Here is an 18511-nt window from a genome sequence, read left to right as displayed (position 1 = left end):
GATGACTAGTTTGATAGGCTTTTTAAATTTCAGAGAATTATTTTTTATACAATACTATTTTGTCTTCCTCTCTTTTCCACTTCAAACCGGGTGAACTCATCTGTAACAGATCCATTATCTGATCAACAGACTTATCTTCGAATACTCCCGTTATAGGATAATACCGTATTTCATTATCTTGAATATCTATGTCGATATCATATACTCTCGACAGTTTCTTGGCTATCCGTTCCAATGATGCACTTCGAAACAATAAGACTCCTTTCTCATAAGCTTCATATTCCGAAGCATCGGCAGGCGAAACCTTTACGCTTTTGTTTTTTCTGCTAAACTCAAGCTTTGTTGCTGCTCTCATTTTGGTGGGTTCACTGAGATAGGGTGAACTAAAATTCACCTTACCCCTTTCGAGATATACTTGCACAATGTCGTCATCGTCATACCCGTATACATTGAACTTTGTACCATAAGCCTTAATCTTCACTCCATCCAATGTTTCTACATAAAAAGGATTCTCAGGGTCGGATACAACTTCGAATGTAGCCTCACCGGTCAATTTCACGTGACGTTCGTGATCCGTAAATAAACTTGGATATTTTAAAGTAGACTTGGCATACAGATATACTTTTGAGCTATCGGGCAGAGTTATAAGGATAGCTTTACTGTTGGTATTCGTATAGCTTAATTCGTAGGAAGTTGGTTTTGTCAAACCGTCTTTTCCTACCAACAGGTATAATAAACTTATTAATAAAGGAATCGTAAGAACAGCGGCTGCATTTCTAATATATTGCATCCACAAAGTTCTGCGCTTTGCTTTCTGTTTTAAACTGATATTAAATTCAGGAGGAGTACATGTCTTATTAAACTCGATAGTCTGCAAACCTCTGTTTATAAAACTCCATTGACGGAATATTTTCCTAGCTTCATCCGACGATTTTAGTAAATCTTCAAATTCCACTTTTTCTTCATCCGACAATCGTTTGAGGAAAAATTTATTAATCAGGTCTTCTAGTCTATCCTTGTCCATACTATCATTAAAAAGGCTTTCTATATAATAGACAAAGAAGTCGGGTCATACCCTATGGATTATTTGATATCTTTTCGAGAAAATAAATAATTAACAATACGGGATAATACTTCCCTAGCTCTACACTAATCATCATCAACGACTTAGTCATATAGGCTTCAACTGTTTTTATTGATATATTTAATTTTTCAGCAATCTCTTTATTTTTGAGATTTTCGAACCGGCTCATACGAAAAACGGTTTGATATTTTTCGGGAAGTTTATCTATTGCCTTTTCTATTAATACAGTCAATTCCTGAACCGAATATAAATCGTCCGCATCATATTCGTCATAATTTGTCAAGATATATTGTTCATAGGTGAGTTCAAGCTTTTGTTTCTCAATCAGGTTCAAGCACATATTCCGAACCGATGTTAGCAAATAAGAGCGAACAGAACTAGAAATTATTATTTTTTGACGGTCTTTCCATATTTTCAAGAAAACCTCTTGTACACAGTCTTCTGCAACTCTCACATCTTGAATATAGCGTTGAGCAAACATACACAATGGAGCATAAAACTGGCTATACAAATTACGGTATGCTTCAGTATTATCATTCCGAATTTCTTCAAATAATGCATTATATGTATTATTGACCTCCATTAATATACCTCATCTAAAAAATTACTATCAAAAAATCCTTAAACTTTTTTTATCATATAGTGAAGGTGCTAATGTAGAGAATTTGTTCGAAACAATCGTTTATTTTTGTTTAATTATGTAATAACTGTTCCTTTTCCGTAAATATTACGAACTATCTAAATGTGTAATTATTACTTAATGTGTCATTATGATATCGAAACAACACAAACAAAAAGGCAGTTACTTTAATTGTAACCACCTTTTATATCTGCGTAAAAAAAGCACGCATAAGATATTATATTATAACCATTTACTAATCACAGATGGTTATTTATAGTTTTCCATTCGCTGATAGGAGGTATAACGTTTGAAGCGATCAACTCATCACGTAATTCACAAAGATGCTTATAACTTTTATTAAGATCTGCAAATTCAGCCGGAGTACCTTCTATTTCTTCATACACAATTCCGTTTTTATCTATTGTAGTCTCCATGGCCATCATAATATGATTGTATTTATGGTTAGAAACATACACTCCCGCAGGCCATTTAAATGATTCGCCTCCCATAGCGGCACGGATCATTTCAACCGACAAATAGGCAGGACTTTGAAAAGATGACCTGCCACGTAAATCCATAATATGCTTTCCTCCTTGAATTACTCTTATTTTCAAATCTGCCCATTCTTGATTACTTAAATCAGTACCTCCAATCAAACTATTCAACGGTTTTCCATCTATAGTGGCAGTAGAAGCAAAGACAGCCATTTCTTCGCCATGTCCTCCATAGGTACGGCAATTCTTTATTTTATCGGGACTAATCGCGAAATGTTTAGCCAATTCATTTCTCAAACGGGTACTATCCAATGCAGCTAGTGTACTTACTTGATTGGGTTTCAATCCCGAATATAGTAAGGTTAAAAGACCTGTAATATCGGCAGGATTAAATATCACCACCACATGTTTTACTTCAGGGCAATAAGCTTTAATATCTTTACCAAAAGCAATGGCAATTTCGGCATTCCCTTTCAGTAAATCTTCACGCGTCATACCTTGTTTACGGGCAGCACCTCCCGAAGATATTATATAAGAACTGTTGGTTAAAGCCTCTTTTATATCTGATGTATACGTCAGGTTGATACCATCGAAGCCACATTGAAGCAGCTCTTCGGCAACTCCCTCAAGACCTGTCGGATATGGATCGTATAAGCAGATTTCAGAAGTAAGCCCCATCATTATGGCTGTTTGCGCCATATTAGAGCCAATCATTCCCGCAGCTCCGATAATTGTAAGTTTTTCGTTTGTAAGAGTTTTCATAAGTGTGATTTTTATAATTCGTATTACGCATCCATAACCATCGTAAATAGACTATCATTAAAGTTAAAACTTAGATTCGGTATGCGACCTTATTAACTACTCTCAAAGCTATCAAATATTATTGGGATATCATACTCTAAAAATATTATAGCCAATTACTTTTAGTTATAATAGGAAGATACACTAACTTGTTTATATTGCAGAGACAGAACCGGATAGTATATCGCAATTTTATACTATTTTTGCATTTTTGCAAATAATCTGTATATCAATAACAAGACGAATGGAAAAGACTCATATAAAAACAATTATAATAGGTGGAGGACCTGCCGGGGTTACATGCGGTTATCAATTGGTTAAACATCATGAGGATTGTCTGATTATAGACCGAAAAGAATTTCCTCGCGAAAAACTTTGTGGTGGAGGCTTAACACCCAAAGCTCATATATTGATTGATAAAATATTTACAGGTATAAAATACGACTATTGCAGTGTCAATAAAATAGACATGTATTCTAATAGTAAATACGTATGCAGCTTTTCATTAAATACAGAATTACGCACTGTAGCTCGAAAAGATTTTGATCATATCCTTTTAGAACAATATAAAGCGATCGGCGGACAAGTTATTACCGACACTCTTTCTAAAATCGAAGAAAAGGACAATAAGATATTCCTAACCCTCTTATCAGGAAGAATTTTGATTTGTGACAACCTGATAGGTGCCGACGGAACAAACAGTCTTGTAAGGAAATACCTGCAGCCGAACTTCAAAAAAGGTACGCTTTGCCTCGAAAAGAATGTATCAGATATGTCGATAAGAGATATGAGAGTCTATTTTGATAAGAAATTTAAAGACGGCTATTTTTATCTTTTTCCAAATCTCAACGGATATGCAGTTGGCTATGGCGATGCACTAACCACCACAGAACGCTTCCACCAATCGCTCAAAGAGTATAACCTTACGGACGAAAGTAAAACCAAAGGGGCATATATTCCCATGTTCGATAAGATTGAATATAGTTTCCATAAAAACATTTTATTAATCGGTGATGCGGGTGGATTCGCAGATTCTATGACCGGTGAAGGTATTTATTTTGCTGTCAAAAGCGGACAAAATGCAGCCTCGTCTATTATTGAAAAGAAAGATTTCGAGACCTCGAATAAAGGTGTTATAGATATAATTAGAAAGAGAAAGAAAATGGCTCACCTCTTTTATTTCCCACCGGTAATGAGACTCTTTGTATATATGTGCAAAAAGCCATCGTTGCTAAGGCGAATAAATAATAAGGTGAATGAAGCAATGATAAGCCCTGCCGACTAAAACACAGTATATTTTATGAATCAAGAGGTAAAAGACATACTCAAAGAAATATATGCAGAACATAAGCTAAATGAAAAGGATTTAGATTACTCTATTGCCGAACAGCACAAAGCCGATTTAAACCGCTTGTCGTTACTTAACAATTGCTGTTTCTTTATTGTTGACCTGCACAAATTCGAATATCTGTTTACCTCCGATAATTTCAAAAGTTTCTTTGGTTATACACCGACTAAAGAAGATTCGAAAAACCTACTGAATGATAACTTATTAGATTCCAAAATTCATCCTGACGATTTCATTCAATATAAGAAGATACAGCTTAAAGTTGGAAAATTTATTCTAACGCAGCCCAAAGAAGAACAGATCAATTACAAACATATTTTAGAACTTCGGGTACAAAATATTCAAGGACAATATATTCGTGTATTATGGGAACGTCAAGCTTTGGAAACTGATAAAGCAGGTAATCTATGGTTGATGCTCGGATCGATAACTATTTTACCAGATCAGAGTAATAGATCTGATTTAAAAAACTTTTTCATTAATCTGAAAAACGGCGAACGTATCGACTTAAGTTCATCTGATGAAATACCTGTTAAATTAAGTCCGCGAGAAAAAGAAGTTTTACAATTAATTCATCAAGGATTATTAAGCAAGGAGATTGCCTATAAATTATCCATCAGCGTGAATACAGCGAATATTCATCGTCAGAATATCCTTCGTAAGATGAAAGTAGATAATTCAATCGAAGCCATCAATTATGCAAAACATGCAGGTCTGTTAGATTAACAATGTCTTTACTTTATTTCCAAAAGATAAGTTTCTTTTGTGTTTACGACCTTGTGAATCTCTTCCAATAAATTTCCTGAATCAAAAACTGTCTTTGCCTCAATATTATAAGCATGAGCTATTTGTAAAAAGTCGGGATGCAACACCTCAAATGGAGTTTGCTCACAATTATTCACTAAGAAAATCTTTATATCAATACTTGCTTGTATGATTATTCCTAACTCCTGTATAGTTGCCTGAAATTCCTCAACCCCAACTACCAAACATACGGTTTGATTTGGAGAAGCATATTTTGCCCCGATTGCAGCAGGAAGTCCGAAGCCTTTAGTTTTAAAATTCGTTGATTTGATTACTTTTTGCTGACTAGATACTAATTCTACTTGATGCTCAATATCTAAAACCAGAATCAAGTCTTCTTCTATATTTTGCAATATATCTATAATATGATCAACCTTGTTTTTGTCTTTTTGAGATGAAAACAAAGCGTCTACATTTACCCAAGGTTCTATATACAGATTCGGGCTATAACTCCGAATATAATTGACTTTCTGATCAGAATAAACCGCCTTATCTACCTGAGCATCTTTAGTTATATCCAAAACAACAGGACCCGAACGTCCCGAAGATGCAATATAAAAAGCATGTGCCACAGCCGAAGCTATTTCGTTAGCCGAACGAATCTGACACACCCATTTAGTTGTAGAATTTGTAATACCAATAACATCCACTTCTTGAAAAGCATCCGAACCTAAGAGATGAGAATATACCTGCCCTGTAATTACGACCAGAGGAGTACTATCAGCCATAGCATCAGCCAATCCTGTTACGATATTTGTGGCTGCCGGACCCGAAGTAACCATAGCAACCCCTACCCTTTTTGAAGCTTGTGCATAACCTTGTGCCGCATGAATGGCTCCCTGCTCATGCCTAACCAGAATATGATCTAAGTGACCTTTGTAATCATACAGACAATCTAATATAGACATCACACAACTACCGGGATACCCGAAAATAGTATTTACATGGTGATGAAGAAGTGACCTAATTAATATCTCTGAACCTGCCTGCATTGTATTCATTTATAGTATGATTTATTCATACAAATGAATTCATATTCAACAAGATGAGCAATAGTAATAAATAACTATTGTATATGAAATTAAAAATTACAAGAACTTTTATGTATCCAGATTTGAGTATACATACATTCGATAAATCAAGCCATTTTTGATTTCGAACACACTACAAAATCGTTTGTTCCTAAAAGTTTCATTATTGGTAAATGTTCCACTCTCTATACCTTCCACAATAATTCTGTTATCAGAAATTGTATAAACAAAATTATTGAAGTCGTATTCTATTTTATCTATAGATTCTGCTAAATTCTTATTCAATTGAAGCAAATTATCTATTCCTTTTAAAACTCCCAATTGAGGAAAATAAACTTCTATATCTGGAGAGAAAAGTGTATTTACTTCATCCATATTTCGGGCACTCACTTCTCTAAAATACTTTCTGACTATATCTACATTTTCACTAATATCTAATTTATACTCTTTATCTTCTACAGCCAATGCTTTGGTTAATCGAAAACTATCCTCAGCAAAAAAATATTTAGTTATCTGTTTATCCCAAACTGTGAAATGTGCTATAAAATAGCTATTAAATACCTTATTCGTTTTCAACATTATAGTCGATACATATCCTATTGCAACAGCCTGCTCTCCATCTATAAATAACTTATCAACTCTGAATATTAAATTTTTAGTATTCTCATTTAGTAAAGTATAAAACTCATTTACACCGATTTTTCCTTTTTTACGTCCTACCCAAGATGCAAGATCTTCATTTCCGGGAATCTCCCATTCTACATCGTCCGACATTAATCCGACAATTCCCTTTACATCTCCAAGAGCTGTTTTGTTATAAAAATCCTCAACTATTGTTCGGGTTTCTTCCGTAGACTTATTTATAGATTCCATATCTTTTGTTTTAAGTGGTTGATTGTTTAAACTCTTGTTTGTATTCTGACTATAAACTCCCTGTATTAGGCAACAGTTTATTGTCAATAAAAAAATAATTATAAACCTTTTCATTTATTCTTTGATTTAAAATCCATACTTTTGGATTATCAAATATAGTCACTTACATATTGTAAAACAACAACTTACAACACTGTAAGCCGCTAACCAAAAGGTTAGTAAAGCTGAGTATGTATGGGTTAGAATAAAAGAAAAATGAAAAAAAGAATAGTCATAGAAGGTTGTCCTCTAAGAACAGTGATGGATCGCTTTGGAGATAAATGGTCAATACTTGTTTTACAAACCTTAGGCGAAGAAGAAAAGCCTATGCGTTTCAACGATCTGGGGAGAGATATTGAAGATATTTCTCAGAAAATGCTTGCTTCAACTTTACGGACGCTTGAAGAGTGTGGTCTGATCTCCCGGGAGGCATTTCTTGAAATACCTCCCCGAGTGGAGTATCAGTTGACCGACATGGGCAAAAGCCTCTTGCCTTTAATTAAAAATCTTATTGAGTGGTCTACCGACCATCTGGAGTTGATTAACAGTGCATGTGCAACTAAAAACGAAAAGTAAGTATTCCCCTTTTATTCGGGAACATAAATAATCTCTCCATTTTCCAACTCGTAGGCAATGCCCACTTTTTTACCTTTAGAGCCTGAACTCTGTTCTTCCGAAGGTGTGTATTCAGGTCACATCTTAGCTAATAGTTTCGAATGTGAATATCTTTTTCTGCTTCATTCTCAAAACTCGAAATCAAATAATCCGAATAAGCTTCACTGGGAGGTGTTATCAACACACGTAGATATTTTATATATAACGAATTGCCTTTCTCGGGTAACGCAGCTTTTAAGTCTTCGATATTTGAAAATGATAGATTCTTGATCTTATCGTCCATTTCTTTATCAACCTTTCGTTTAGTCATAAACTGATTGTAGAAACTGCTAATCAGTAATAATGAACGGGCAAATTGACATAACAGAAGAATGATATAGGGAATTAACAGACTGAAAGTACACAATACCTAAATATGATGAGATTTTAGATTGGTATTAATTACTTACAGCTATTTATGTCATTGCATTCGATGCGAAGAGCATCTTTTTATCATCAGCTCTTTGATTGTAGAAGAATATTATAAATGAATTTTCGTTTGCTAAAACTTATTTACGCTAAAAATGTTTAACTAAAATACTTATACAATAACAACAACCAGAAACAAGATTACAAACAAAACTATAAAACAAGAATCATTATGAATAATATTTTAAAAGAGATCAAAGATCTAAACGGCAAACTTTCGGTAAGTATAATTTTAAATACTCATAATACGCATCCTGACAATGAAAAGGATGCTATACTATTAAAAAATTTACAAAAAGAGGCTGAAGATCGAATTTCTGAAGAACTCGACAAGCGATCTGCAAAAGTAATTATTGACAAGCTGGATAAATTGGTTAACCAGATTGACCATCGGTTCAACACCGAAAGTTTAGCTCTGTTTGTTAACGAAGATATTGCTAAATATACACGTTTGCCTATCGCTGTAAACAATAGAGTTATTGTCGATACATCTTTTGCCACAAGAGATCTGGTAAGAGCTTTACATACTCAGCAAGCTTACTATACTTTAGTGCTGGGACAAGACCGTGCCAGATTAATAGAAGCTGCAAACGGCAGGGTTATAGAAGAGTTGGGAAGGCCTTTTCCGATAATAAACTATAGCTTATTCACAACCAATGCAACTGCCGGATCTAATGCTACCAGAGTAGGAAATTATCAGAAAGAGTTTTTCAGTAGAGTTGATAAGGCATTATGGGCAATATGGAGAGAAAATCCGTTACCAATAGTTATATCGGCTGACGAAAAAAACACTGCATACTTTAAGTTAGTTTCGGAACATAACGATATTATTATTGGAACTCATAACGATAGTTTTGATAAATCGCCACAACATATTATTGATGCAAATTGGTACATTGTAGAAGAGTATGCTCACAAGAACAACGAAGAGCGGTTAGTTGAACTTAAAGAGGCTTTGAATAGCGGTAAATTTTTAGTAGATATAAATGATATATGGAATGCCATAGAACAAGGAAGGGGTAAAACCTTATTTGTTCAGAACGGTTATTACCAGCCGGCTAAAGTGATAGATGATAAAATCACTCTAGTAGATGTAGATAAGGCTTCACAAGAAGGTGTTATTGATGATATTATTGACGAAATAATAGAAATAAATTCAACTTTTGGAGGTGATACTGTATTTATATCTGATGGTGGGCTCGAAAAGTTCAAGGGGCTGGCACTCACATTGCGATATTAACGTTTATACCAACTAATCCGAATACAAAAATAAGGGTTTGAGTATGATCTAAAACCCTTATTTTCATATAGACAAAGCTGATAGCTTATAAATTATACAGTGTCATTAAAACATAATACATACATAATATGTTATCTGTATATAAACATAAATCTATCAAGTTATGAAACAAAATGATATAATAAAATCTTCTATAGATTTTAAAGGCTACGAAGAAGCCCGCAGAGATAAAAGTAATCAAACTCCGCAGCCCATTAGCAACAAAGAAGTCAAAGCTGCTGTAAATAGAATAAATCCTGATGGAAACACTCAGGAAAGAGGATAATTTTTAAGATACTTTTCGACTCGTAGATTTAGTTATCAAATGCATTTATACATGCATAGAAACAATTCATAAAACTTTATCATAGAGTCAATTGTTTATAATATGTGTTTTTCATAGTATTAGATTTAAGGTTAATGGAGATTGGTTGTCGGGATGACAACCAATTCTTTTTTTTGACAGATCAATACTTTCATAAAAAACAAACTAATATTTGTAGATAAAATTTATTCATTGAACTTTTTTACATAGGTAAATGTTAATAATATGTGTTTTTCATAGTATTAGATTTAAGGTTAATAATAGAGTAAGGTTGTCGGGATGACAATCTTACTTTTTTTATAAAAATCAATAACTTCAAAATAAACGTCAAAAGATTATTAAAGCGGCATTCGCTTATAAATCGATATAAATATGAAGAAAAGCCTTTATTTATAAACTTTATAAAACTTTTCCTTATAATATTTTCTTTTTTAAGAAAAATATCTATCTTTGCACTCGCTAAGCCAAAAGGTGAGGTCCGGTAGCTCAGCTGGATAGAGCATCAGCCTTCTAAGCTGAGGGTCCCAGGTTCGAATCCTGGTCGGATCACTTAAGGGAACAGAACTAAAAGACAGTTCAAAGCCAAAACAAGACAAACCTCTATAAATTAATGATTTATAGAGGTTTTTTCTTTTCTGTAAAGACACCTCTAAGACAGTATAATATCAAATTCCTACAAAAATTCGTGACCAAATCGTTACCAATATATCGGTAAAAAGATGGCAACTATTTATCAAATAAGTCCTTTATTTATAGATCATTACCTCTTATTCCGTCTACATATCTATGAAAGTATCGAGTATTTTCACAAAAAAAAAGGTAAACATTATGAAGGCAACTTTTAGAACACTTTTCTACCTCAGAAAAAATCGCCCGAACAGTAACGGACTTGTATCGATCGTGGCGAGGATAACCGTAAACGTACATTAAGGCACAATCTCATCAAAATATTCAGGCAAGATCCTAAAATCTTGCCTGAATATTAGTAGAAAACCCCATTTTTAGTAGAAAGACACAAAGTAAATATCGTCTTTCGTCTTTTCTATAGATATGAATGAATTGGGTAATGTCCAATAGCTTCGAATATAGTCATAAGCATAAGTTTTATTGAGATAAGAAATATAGTTACTTAACTCGTCTAAGTCATCAAAGAATATATGGGAAGCATTGCAGCTATTGTTCTCGTCAAAAGTGCATGATAAGGTTGCTTTCTGGTCTTCGAAGAGAAGGTCTATTATGTTCTCTTTGACTTCATTTTCAATGTATTCAACCACATACATGGGATTATCGGAGTAGCTTTCTTTGATTTCGTCATGGGATAGCCTTAATACCAGAGAAGAACAATTTATGAGTATTGCACAATATTCGATTGAGCTTGTTTGTTTTATTGTCATACATACGTCTGTTTATAGCCTGATGGTAAATCAGACTGATTATTAATCTAAAAAAAACAGATATATTTACGACTGTAAGCTTGGCTTATGAAACTGCAAAGGTATCAGACCCATAAAAATAGCAGCACGAAATATCCAGCTAACAAATATACAATTTTATGTAATAAAGTATTTTTCTTTTTCCTTATCTTTGGTAAACTTAATTTTACAGTATCTAAATAATTCCGATGAAAAAGTCCATAGCCTATCTGCCTAAATCAAAACAAGAAGACTTAATACGCCTTGTTATGGAGATTAATAAACGGCTTCCAGAAGCCGAAATGATTATCTTATTTGGTAGCTATGCCAGAAACGAATATGTGGACTATGACGAAAGAGTAGAATTTGGTATTCCTACTTCTTTTCGATCTGATTATGACATCTATGTAATCACAAGCAAGATATCGGACAATAAAGCAGGAATCATATTAGACAACATTGATGCACTATATTATAAAGAACCCGATTATCAGACCCCTGTCAATTTCATCAATGACGATATTAAAACGATAAATAAAGCTCTCGAAGAAGGCAGGTATTTTCACACGCAGATCAAACAGGAAGGAGTTATCCTTTACGATAGCGGTAAATTTAAATTAGCCCGAAGACGGAAGCTAAAGTTTGATGAGATACAAAATCAAGCTCAAGAATACTTTGAGCAAAAACTTAAAAAAGCTAATTTATTTTTAGACGATGCTATACATAATAGAGATAAAAAAGAATATGTACAAGCATCATTTTATTTACATCAAGCCTGTGAAAACTATTACTATGCTATCCGTCTAGCTTTTACGCTGAGAAGTAATAAACAACATAACCTGACTAAACTGGCTGCCTCTGTTAAAGGTCATTCGCCTGACTTGGCTCATGTTTTCCCTAATAATTCGGTGGAAGAGAAGCGGCTTTTCAATCTGGTAAAGGATGCTTATATAGAGGCGAGATATAATCCGAAATTTATAGTTACTAAAGAGGACATTGATGCTCTTATTCCGAAAGTAGAATTGCTTCGAGATATTACCAAGCGTATCTGTGAGGCGAAGATTAGGGAGTATGGAGAGATGGGGTGAATTAAATGATTATGAATCAAAAGAACATTAGACACTTAAAATATTTTATAGTTGCAATTACTTATATTCTCTTCATTTTTTTCATAATTTACGGTGTAGCTTTACCTCAGTTAGTGAGGTAAATTCTTTTTCCATCTGCTCTACAAAATAATAGTGACAAAAATAAAAAATCAAGGTCAAGCTCTAAAGAGTTTCACCGTAAACCTTCCAAGCCTTGGGAAACCGGTGTGTTTCCGAAAAAATTTACCGATAATGCTTCGATGTATGCCGTATGTATAGGCTGTGCTATTCAAAAAGAAGATTATTTAGGGAATTTCTAAAATTTTAACGCTCGAAAATGAGCGTCACTGCCACAAGTGATCGGAAGAAAAATCCGATCACTTTTTGTTTCTACGTTTTAAAGAAAATAGCAGAATCTCCTCCCCTCTTTACAAAAATCATAGATATAATCAGATTCTTCGTTTGTCTGAAAAGAATATATTGGGAACGGTTGCACAAAAAGGGAACGGTTGCGGGAACGATTGCCTTAAACATTTACTATACATATTTAGTTATAATATTATATAGTTGTAAATTTAGATACATAAAGCCTAAGCTAGTTATTAAATAAAATGATTAAAGATGAAAACACACGAATATCAAGCGAAGCAGTTATTCACGGATTATGGGATTCCGATCCAGCACTTTATACTATGTCAAACAGCACAAGATGCAGTTGAGGCATACAGAGTATTAAATGCACCCCTAGTGGTTGTAAAAGCACAGGTGATGACAGGGGGAAGAGGAAAAGCCGGAGGAATTAAACTGGCAAAAGATGAACACGAAGTTTTTGAATATTCACAAAAAATACTTAATCTGACGATCAAAGATTTTCATGTTGAGAAACTTATCATAAATCCGGCTGTCAATATAAAATCCGAATATTATGTGAGTTTTGTCATAGACCGGAATACAAAATCAGTAAAACTGATTATGTGTGCCGAAGGAGGAATAGATATCGAAGATGTAGCCCAAAATACTCCCGAAAAAATACATCAATTCGTCATAGATCCATTTATTGGCGTGCCCGACTATTTGGCTCGTAAATTTGCGTTTCTCTTTTTTAGCGATATCCTACTAGTTAACCAAATGGTTAACATCATTCAACATCTATACCGTTTATTTATTGAAAAAGATGCTTCTCTGGCAGAGATCAATCCACTGGTTGTTACTGAAGAAAATGAATTGATAGCTGTGGATGCAAAAATGGTTTTTGATGATAATGCTTTATATCGCCAACCCGAAATAAATAATTTGTATGACCCCACTGAAGAGGAAAAGACAGAGCTCTATGCCAAAGAGAAAGGATTTAGTTTTGTGCATTTAGACGGCGAAATCGGTTGTATGGTAAACGGTGCCGGATTAGCAATGGCTACAATGGATCTCATAAAACTTTATGGTGGAAACCCTGCCAATTTTCTCGACATAGGAGGTAGTTCTAATCCTCAAAAAGTGATCGATGCCTTGAATTTACTTTTAAAAGATTCAAATGTTAAAGTAGTTCTTATCAATATATTCGGAGGTATAACCCGATGTGACGATGTGGCTAACGGTTTACTTAAAGCATTTGAAAAGATAGAAACAAAAATCCCTATTGTTGTGCGTCTGACAGGTACAAACGAGTTGGAAGGGCGTAATTTATTACAAGGCTCAAAGTTTAAGATTGCTCAAACGATGAGCGAAGCAACTCGTATGGCCGTCGAAATTAGTAAACAGTAAATTCAAAACTAAAAAATCAAACGCTATGAGCATACTTATAAATAAATCGACGCGACTAATCGTACAAGGAATAACAGGACGTGATGGGAGTTTCCACACTCAAAAAATGATAAACTACGGAACAAATGTTGTGGGGGGAACATCTCCCGGTAAAGGAGGAACCAGTGTACTCGGAGTTCCTGTTTTTAATACAGTATACGATGCTGTAGAGGAAACCGAAGCGAATACATCCGTTATATTTGTTCCTGCCCGTTTAGCTGCCGATGCCATTATGGAAGCGGCTGATGCAGGGATAAAGCTGATTGTATGTATATCTGAAGGTATGCCAACTCTCGATGCAATAAAAGCATATCGCTATTCTCAACAGAAAGGATCTATGCTTATTGGTCCCAATTGCCCCGGATTGATGTCGCCCGATGAATGTCTTGTTGGAATACTACCCGCACAAATATTCAAGAAAGGAAATATCGGTGTTATTAGCCGAAGCGGTACACTTACCTACGAAGTGGTTTATCAGCTTACTGCAAATGGCATGGGACAATCTTCAGCCGTGGGGATGGGAGGCGACCCTATTGTAGGACTCTATTTCTGCGAATTGCTACAGATGTTTCAAGATGATCCCGAAACCGAAGGAATCGTGATGATTGGCGAAATAGGAGGAAATGCAGAGGAGCTGGCCGCCGAATATATAAAAAAACATATAACTAAACCTGTTGTTGGATTTATAGCTGGGCAGGCAGCCCCGTCAGGAAAACAAATGGGACATGCCGGAGCTATCATATCCAGCGGTGCAGGAACGGCTGTCGAAAAAATATCGGCTCTCGAATCGGCAGGTGTACCTGTTGCTAAAGAAACAGAGGAAATCCCTTCATTATTGAAATCAAAATTAAGTAGATAACAGTTGTCTCAAAGTAAAACACTCAAAATTATGGTTGTTACCACTATTGAGCAATTGAATGCTCTTATAAAAAAAGTAAAAAAGGCTCAACGAGAATACTCAGGTGCAAGTAGACAAAATCTTCCATGCGGCAGCTATTGCAGCCTCTGCTATGAGAATCCCTTTAGCTTAAAGCTGCTGTTGCAGAATCGGGCATGGGGATACCTGGGGATACTCATTTTTATGATGGGAGACAGAGTTGAACAGGGGTGGTTGAGTTGTCTTGTCCTAAAATAGGTTTACACGTTTTATTGTAAACCTATTTTAGGACAAGACACTTTGTTGTTGCTGCCGAGATGATAACGCCGGAAACGGTAAATTTCATGCTGCATAAAGGCAGAGGAATTTTATGCGTTTCTCTTCCTGAAGAAAGATGTGTGAAATTAGAATTACCCATGATGGAAAGGAATAATACATCATTACTTGGCACACTTTTTACTGTTTCTGTGGATTTACTTGGAGAGGGATTTTCTACAGGGGTGTCCTCTATAGAAAGATCTGCTACAATAAAAGCTTTAGTAGATTCAGATACTAAACCGTCGGATCTAGGACGCCCGGGACATATATTTCCTTTAAAAGCACGAAAGGGCGGAGTCTTGGAACGCCAAGGCCATACCGAAGCTGTTGGTGATTTGATGCGTTTCGCAGGACTGGAACCAGTTGGGGCTCTGATTGAAATTATGAACAATGATGGAAGTATGGCACGAATGCCTGAATTAATAAAGCTTGCCAAAGAATACAATTTGAAGATTGTAACTATTGCTGATATTATTGAATATCGGCATAAATATTCAAGCTCTAATTAACTATGCCAAATAGTAGTTGGATTATACAACACCTTCTTTTTTAATGCTGTACCTCCACCGAAGTTTCTTTTCATATAATTATAAGGTTTATATCCGCCCCTAGCCAGATCACTTTAAGAGAAATAAACGACTGCTTATCTAAAAAGATACGCAGTCGTTTTTATTTTAGAGAATTATCTCTAGCATTATCTTTTACTTGCTTACTTCTTCAAAATTCTCCTGTGCCCAATTAATCATTATCTCTACTGCAGGCATAAAGCTTTTACCCACCTCTGTAACCGAATATTCTACACGTGGAGGAATCTCGGCATAAGCGACTCTTGTTATCAGGTTATATTCTTCCAGATTTTTCAATGTATTAGTTAACATCTTCTGTGAAATATCAGGAATAGCATTTTTTATCTCACCATAACGCATTGTTTTATTAGGGAACAATATGCACAAAACTAATAATGACCATTTATCACTAAATCGACTAAGCACATTTCGGATAGGACAGGTTGGATATTTTAAATCTAATTCTTTCATCGTTTTAAAGTATTTTTCTACAAATATATATTACTCTCCAAAAGAATGAAACTTCAAAAAAGATTATTATTTCCAAATAGTTAAATCTGGTTAAAAGTACAATCATTAATACTTTGATAATCAATATTACTAACCTTATTGGTGCGTAACAAACCCGCTTGTAGAAACTATGTAATCAGACTAATTTTGAAATAAAGTATAGAAAATAGAAATAGGAAATATTTAATGATACATTTTAAGGACATAACTATTTATCATTGTTTCACTTAGCAAAGCAATAAATAGTTATGCAAACTTAAAACACAGAAAAAATCAACATAATGAAAAGAAGCGTTTTTTTAGTTTTATGCTGTTTTATACTCTTAGCTTCAGGGTTACGTTCACAAACAATAGACCTGAAAGAGAAGAACCTTAAAGCAGTAAATTCATTTATGTCGTTAGAGACATTGGATGATGAAAAAGTGGTCAGAGTCATTAAAGATTCGGCCATAAAAGAGTTTGATGAACCCACATTTGTACGAATCAATAATTTAGATTTTTCGAATGGAACGATAGAAGTAAAGCTATTAAGCCGACTTTTACATGATGCTCCTGATTTCTCACGGGGATTTATCGGCATAGCGTTCCGTATTAACGACGATAATTCGAAATTTGAGAGTATATATATTCGTCCTACAAATGGTAGAGCAGACGATCAGGTACGACGAAATCATAGTATTCAATACTTTGCTTACCCCAATTATAAATATCAGCGATTGAGGGAAGAATCGCCCGAAATGTATGAATCTTATGCAGATATGGGATTAAATGAATGGATTCAGATCAGAATAGAAGTACAAGATCAAAAAGCCAGATTATATCTCAACAACAACGAACAGCCATCACTAATTGTAAACGATTTGAAGTTAGGAGGTAACAGGCAGGGAGCTATCGGACTCTTTGTTGATGTAGGTACAGAGGGCTTTTTTAGAGATATTAAAGTATATAAGAAATAAAAAAGAAAGTGTCTCTAAACATTTTATTTAGAGATACTTTTCATACTCTCCTACCCTATCAATATATAATCAAATCACATCATACACTCCTTTTACCAATATCTGAGCGTCGGCTTTAATATTATTATCAAGAATGACTTCAATCCATTCTCCATTCCGATCACCGGTCTTAACAAGAGTCTTACGGAAAGTATAGTTACCATCTTTTTCAGATTCCAGAACAAGCAAAAATTGGTTGCTTTCTTCGCTTGTCAAGGCATCTACAGGTACACTCAATACCTTTTTAGAGCTTGCAACAATCTGGGCTTCAACAAACATACCCGTCAGCAATTTTTGTTTGGTCGATTCATCCAAGCTTGCATAAACGGTAACAATGCGGTCATTACCTTCAACCGATTTGCCGATAAGTGATACCGTTGCCTCAAATTCATCTGACGAAATTTGTGGTATTATGAATTTTACCTTTTGACCATTTTTAAGATCGAATACATTTTTCTCAAAAACGGATAATTCCAAATGCAGAAATTTAGTATCAACTATTTCCATTATTACATCGCTGGGAGATACAGCCATCCCCATATTGGCATTTATTATCGTAATATCTCCTGTAATTGGAGCATAAACAGTAACTGACGACGATAACTTTCCTTGTTCTACCTGTTCGGGACTAATATTCAACATACGCAATTTTTGACGTAGACTTTCATAGGTAGCTTTAGCCTTTTTATAATCGCTTTCGGCTTCCATATATTTCTTTTGAGAAGCTATTTTCTCATTGAAAAGGGTTCTTTGTCTTTCATACTCGGATTTAAGATAGGATAATTGTCCGAAAATTTCAAGATAAGATTGTTGGATATCCAAATATTCGGGGCTCTCTAATATTAGCAAGGGTTGTCCCTTAGAGACTTTATCTCCGACCATATGATATAAAGATTTTACAAAACCACCGACAAAAGAAGTTACTTTTGCTCTATTCTGTGGTGGAACATCAATTTTACCCGAAGCTTTGATCACGACATCGAAATCTTTTTCCACTAATGGTGAGATTTCCATTTTCATGGTCTTGAACTGATCCTTTGTAACCACAACAACAGAGTTATCTTCTTCAACCATAGATGTCTCTTCTCCGGCTTTTTTCTCTCCACCGCATGCTATCAAGGCAAATCCTACTAAAATTGAGAATATATAATTATACTTTTTCATC

The 18511-nt window shown here is 34.7% G+C and carries 19 protein-coding genes, 1 tRNA gene and 2 pseudogenes; 12 read left to right on the top strand and 10 right to left on the bottom strand.

From position 1 onward, the window contains the following. Nucleotides 1-37: 37 nt before the first annotated feature. The 3 genes from G7051_RS14775 to G7051_RS14765 all read right to left on the bottom strand — a co-directional run bounded on the left by G7051_RS14775 (nt 38) and on the right by G7051_RS14765 (nt 2962). Nucleotides 38-1024 (bottom strand): FecR family protein, encoded by a 987-nt coding sequence (locus G7051_RS14775; RefSeq protein ID WP_166201438.1) that lies wholly within the window; start codon nt 1022-1024, stop codon nt 38-40. 52 nt (nt 1025-1076) lie between these two features. Next, the gene (locus tag G7051_RS14770; RefSeq protein ID WP_166116629.1) at nt 1077-1667 is read right to left on the bottom strand and encodes an RNA polymerase sigma-70 factor; all 591 of its coding nucleotides are present in this window, start codon (nt 1665-1667) and stop codon (nt 1077-1079) included. A 296-nt stretch (nt 1668-1963) separates the two neighbouring features. Then, nucleotides 1964-2962 carry a malate dehydrogenase gene (locus G7051_RS14765; RefSeq protein WP_166201436.1) on the bottom strand — a complete coding sequence of 333 codons (999 nt, stop codon included), beginning with the start codon at nt 2960-2962 and terminating at the stop codon, nt 1964-1966. Nucleotides 2963-3245: 283 nt separating this feature from the next. On the opposite strand from G7051_RS14765, the gene G7051_RS14760 reads away from it, so the two are divergent. Further along, the gene (locus G7051_RS14760) at nt 3246-4286 is read left to right on the top strand and encodes an FAD-dependent monooxygenase (RefSeq protein WP_166201434.1); all 1041 of its coding nucleotides are present in this window, start codon (nt 3246-3248) and stop codon (nt 4284-4286) included. Between the two features lie 15 nt (nt 4287-4301). Continuing rightward, nucleotides 4302-5075: a response regulator transcription factor gene (locus G7051_RS14755; protein WP_166201432.1), complete on the top strand. Its 774-nt coding sequence runs from the start codon at nt 4302-4304 to the stop codon at nt 5073-5075. A gap of 8 nt (nt 5076-5083) precedes the next feature. Here the strand turns inward: G7051_RS14755 and G7051_RS18465 are convergent, their stop codons facing one another. Beyond that, nucleotides 5084-6154: a thiamine pyrophosphate-binding protein gene (locus G7051_RS18465; RefSeq protein ID WP_166201430.1), complete on the bottom strand. Its 1071-nt coding sequence runs from the start codon at nt 6152-6154 to the stop codon at nt 5084-5086. Nucleotides 6155-6253: 99 nt separating this feature from the next. Next, nucleotides 6254-7057, bottom strand: coding sequence for a nuclear transport factor 2 family protein (locus G7051_RS14745; protein ID WP_166201428.1), 804 nt, complete (start codon nt 7055-7057; stop codon nt 6254-6256). Between the two features lie 255 nt (nt 7058-7312). Here G7051_RS14745 and G7051_RS14740 point away from each other — a divergent pair, with 255 nt between their 5' ends. Further along, complete coding sequence (locus G7051_RS14740; protein WP_166201426.1) at nt 7313-7672, top strand: helix-turn-helix domain-containing protein; 360 nt, start codon at nt 7313-7315, stop codon at nt 7670-7672. Nucleotides 7673-7683: 11 nt separating this feature from the next. Here the strand turns inward: G7051_RS14740 and G7051_RS14735 are convergent. Beyond that, nucleotides 7684-7782: pseudogene (locus G7051_RS14735) on the bottom strand (DUF2149 domain-containing protein); the annotation flags it as partial. Between the two features lie 17 nt (nt 7783-7799). After that, nucleotides 7800-8021 carry a hypothetical protein gene (locus tag G7051_RS14730; RefSeq protein ID WP_185154992.1) on the bottom strand — a complete coding sequence of 74 codons (222 nt, stop codon included), beginning with the start codon at nt 8019-8021 and terminating at the stop codon, nt 7800-7802. A 330-nt stretch (nt 8022-8351) separates the two neighbouring features. On the opposite strand from G7051_RS14730, the gene G7051_RS14725 reads away from it, so the two are divergent. The 3 genes from G7051_RS14725 (at nt 8352) to G7051_RS14715 (ending at nt 10332) form a co-directional block, all read left to right on the top strand. Next, a complete protein-coding gene (locus G7051_RS14725; protein WP_166116616.1) occupies nt 8352-9419 on the top strand; it encodes a hypothetical protein in 1068 nt (355 codons plus the stop codon). Nucleotides 9420-9582: 163 nt separating this feature from the next. Further along, a complete protein-coding gene (locus G7051_RS14720; protein WP_166116614.1) occupies nt 9583-9744 on the top strand; it encodes a hypothetical protein in 162 nt (53 codons plus the stop codon). A 514-nt stretch (nt 9745-10258) separates the two neighbouring features. After that, nucleotides 10259-10332: transfer RNA gene (locus tag G7051_RS14715), tRNA-Arg, on the top strand. Between the two features lie 452 nt (nt 10333-10784). Here G7051_RS14715 and G7051_RS14710 read toward each other — a convergent pair. Beyond that, nucleotides 10785-11177, bottom strand: a complete 393-nt coding sequence (locus tag G7051_RS14710; RefSeq protein WP_166201424.1) for a hypothetical protein — start codon at nt 11175-11177, stop codon at nt 10785-10787. 227 nt (nt 11178-11404) lie between these two features. Between G7051_RS14710 and G7051_RS14705 the strand changes: the two genes are divergently transcribed. From G7051_RS14705 to ribB, 5 genes and pseudogenes are all read left to right on the top strand, one after another. Beyond that, entirely contained in the window at nt 11405-12283 is an 879-nt protein-coding gene (locus G7051_RS14705; RefSeq protein WP_166201422.1) for a HEPN domain-containing protein, read from the top strand. Between the two features lie 621 nt (nt 12284-12904). Further along, complete coding sequence (gene sucC, locus G7051_RS14695; protein ID WP_166201420.1) at nt 12905-14041, top strand: ADP-forming succinate--CoA ligase subunit beta; 1137 nt, start codon at nt 12905-12907, stop codon at nt 14039-14041. A 25-nt stretch (nt 14042-14066) separates the two neighbouring features. Next, nucleotides 14067-14939: a succinate--CoA ligase subunit alpha gene (sucD, locus tag G7051_RS14690; RefSeq protein ID WP_166201418.1), complete on the top strand. Its 873-nt coding sequence runs from the start codon at nt 14067-14069 to the stop codon at nt 14937-14939. 3 nt (nt 14940-14942) lie between these two features. Further along, nucleotides 14943-15215: a hypothetical protein gene (locus G7051_RS18190; protein ID WP_221412915.1), complete on the top strand. Its 273-nt coding sequence runs from the start codon at nt 14943-14945 to the stop codon at nt 15213-15215. 41 nt (nt 15216-15256) lie between these two features. After that, a pseudogene (gene ribB / locus G7051_RS14680) lies at nt 15257-15775 on the top strand (3,4-dihydroxy-2-butanone-4-phosphate synthase); the annotation flags it as partial. A gap of 201 nt (nt 15776-15976) precedes the next feature. Here ribB and G7051_RS14675 read toward each other — a convergent pair. Further along, nucleotides 15977-16312, bottom strand: coding sequence for a helix-turn-helix domain-containing protein (locus G7051_RS14675; RefSeq protein ID WP_166201414.1), 336 nt, complete (start codon nt 16310-16312; stop codon nt 15977-15979). A gap of 320 nt (nt 16313-16632) precedes the next feature. Between G7051_RS14675 and G7051_RS14670 the strand changes: the two genes are divergently transcribed. After that, a complete protein-coding gene (locus G7051_RS14670) occupies nt 16633-17307 on the top strand; it encodes a DUF1080 domain-containing protein (protein ID WP_221412914.1) in 675 nt (224 codons plus the stop codon). Between the two features lie 69 nt (nt 17308-17376). Here the strand turns inward: G7051_RS14670 and G7051_RS14665 are convergent, their stop codons facing one another. Continuing rightward, a complete protein-coding gene (locus G7051_RS14665) occupies nt 17377-18510 on the bottom strand; it encodes an efflux RND transporter periplasmic adaptor subunit (RefSeq protein ID WP_166201412.1) in 1134 nt (377 codons plus the stop codon). Nucleotide 18511: the final 1 nt, after the last annotated feature.

This window comes from Dysgonomonas sp. HDW5B, assembly GCF_011299335.1.
GTDB lineage: Bacteria > Bacteroidota > Bacteroidia > Bacteroidales > Dysgonomonadaceae > Dysgonomonas_A.
This window is presented reverse-complemented; position numbering and strand designations above follow the sequence as displayed.

Bases quoted from the DNA above. Each gene is read 5' to 3' on its own strand.
- G7051_RS14675 (WP_166201414.1), bottom strand. From the start codon at position 16,312: ATGAAAGAATTAGATTTAAAATATCCAACCTGTCCTATCCGAAATGTG.
- G7051_RS14720 (WP_166116614.1), top strand. From the start codon at position 9,583: ATGAAACAAAATGATATAATAAAATCTTCTATAGATTTTAAAGGCTAC.
- G7051_RS18465 (WP_166201430.1), bottom strand. From the start codon at position 6,154: ATGAATACAATGCAGGCAGGTTCAGAGATATTAATTAGGTCACTTCTT.
- G7051_RS14725 (WP_166116616.1), top strand. From the start codon at position 8,352: ATGAATAATATTTTAAAAGAGATCAAAGATCTAAACGGCAAACTTTCG.
- sucC (WP_166201420.1), top strand. From the start codon at position 12,905: ATGAAAACACACGAATATCAAGCGAAGCAGTTATTCACGGATTATGGG.
- G7051_RS14755 (WP_166201432.1), top strand. From the start codon at position 4,302: ATGAATCAAGAGGTAAAAGACATACTCAAAGAAATATATGCAGAACAT.
- G7051_RS14775 (WP_166201438.1), bottom strand. From the start codon at position 1,024: ATGGACAAGGATAGACTAGAAGACCTGATTAATAAATTTTTCCTCAAA.
- G7051_RS14770 (WP_166116629.1), bottom strand. From the start codon at position 1,667: ATGGAGGTCAATAATACATATAATGCATTATTTGAAGAAATTCGGAAT.
- G7051_RS14705 (WP_166201422.1), top strand. From the start codon at position 11,405: ATGAAAAAGTCCATAGCCTATCTGCCTAAATCAAAACAAGAAGACTTA.
- G7051_RS14760 (WP_166201434.1), top strand. From the start codon at position 3,246: ATGGAAAAGACTCATATAAAAACAATTATAATAGGTGGAGGACCTGCC.
- G7051_RS14740 (WP_166201426.1), top strand. From the start codon at position 7,313: ATGAAAAAAAGAATAGTCATAGAAGGTTGTCCTCTAAGAACAGTGATG.
- G7051_RS14730 (WP_185154992.1), bottom strand. From the start codon at position 8,021: ATGACTAAACGAAAGGTTGATAAAGAAATGGACGATAAGATCAAGAAT.
- G7051_RS14665 (WP_166201412.1), bottom strand. From the start codon at position 18,510: ATGAAAAAGTATAATTATATATTCTCAATTTTAGTAGGATTTGCCTTG.
- G7051_RS14765 (WP_166201436.1), bottom strand. From the start codon at position 2,962: ATGAAAACTCTTACAAACGAAAAACTTACAATTATCGGAGCTGCGGGA.
- G7051_RS14710 (WP_166201424.1), bottom strand. From the start codon at position 11,177: ATGACAATAAAACAAACAAGCTCAATCGAATATTGTGCAATACTCATA.
- G7051_RS14670 (WP_221412914.1), top strand. From the start codon at position 16,633: ATGAAAAGAAGCGTTTTTTTAGTTTTATGCTGTTTTATACTCTTAGCT.
- G7051_RS14745 (WP_166201428.1), bottom strand. From the start codon at position 7,057: ATGGAATCTATAAATAAGTCTACGGAAGAAACCCGAACAATAGTTGAG.
- sucD (WP_166201418.1), top strand. From the start codon at position 14,067: ATGAGCATACTTATAAATAAATCGACGCGACTAATCGTACAAGGAATA.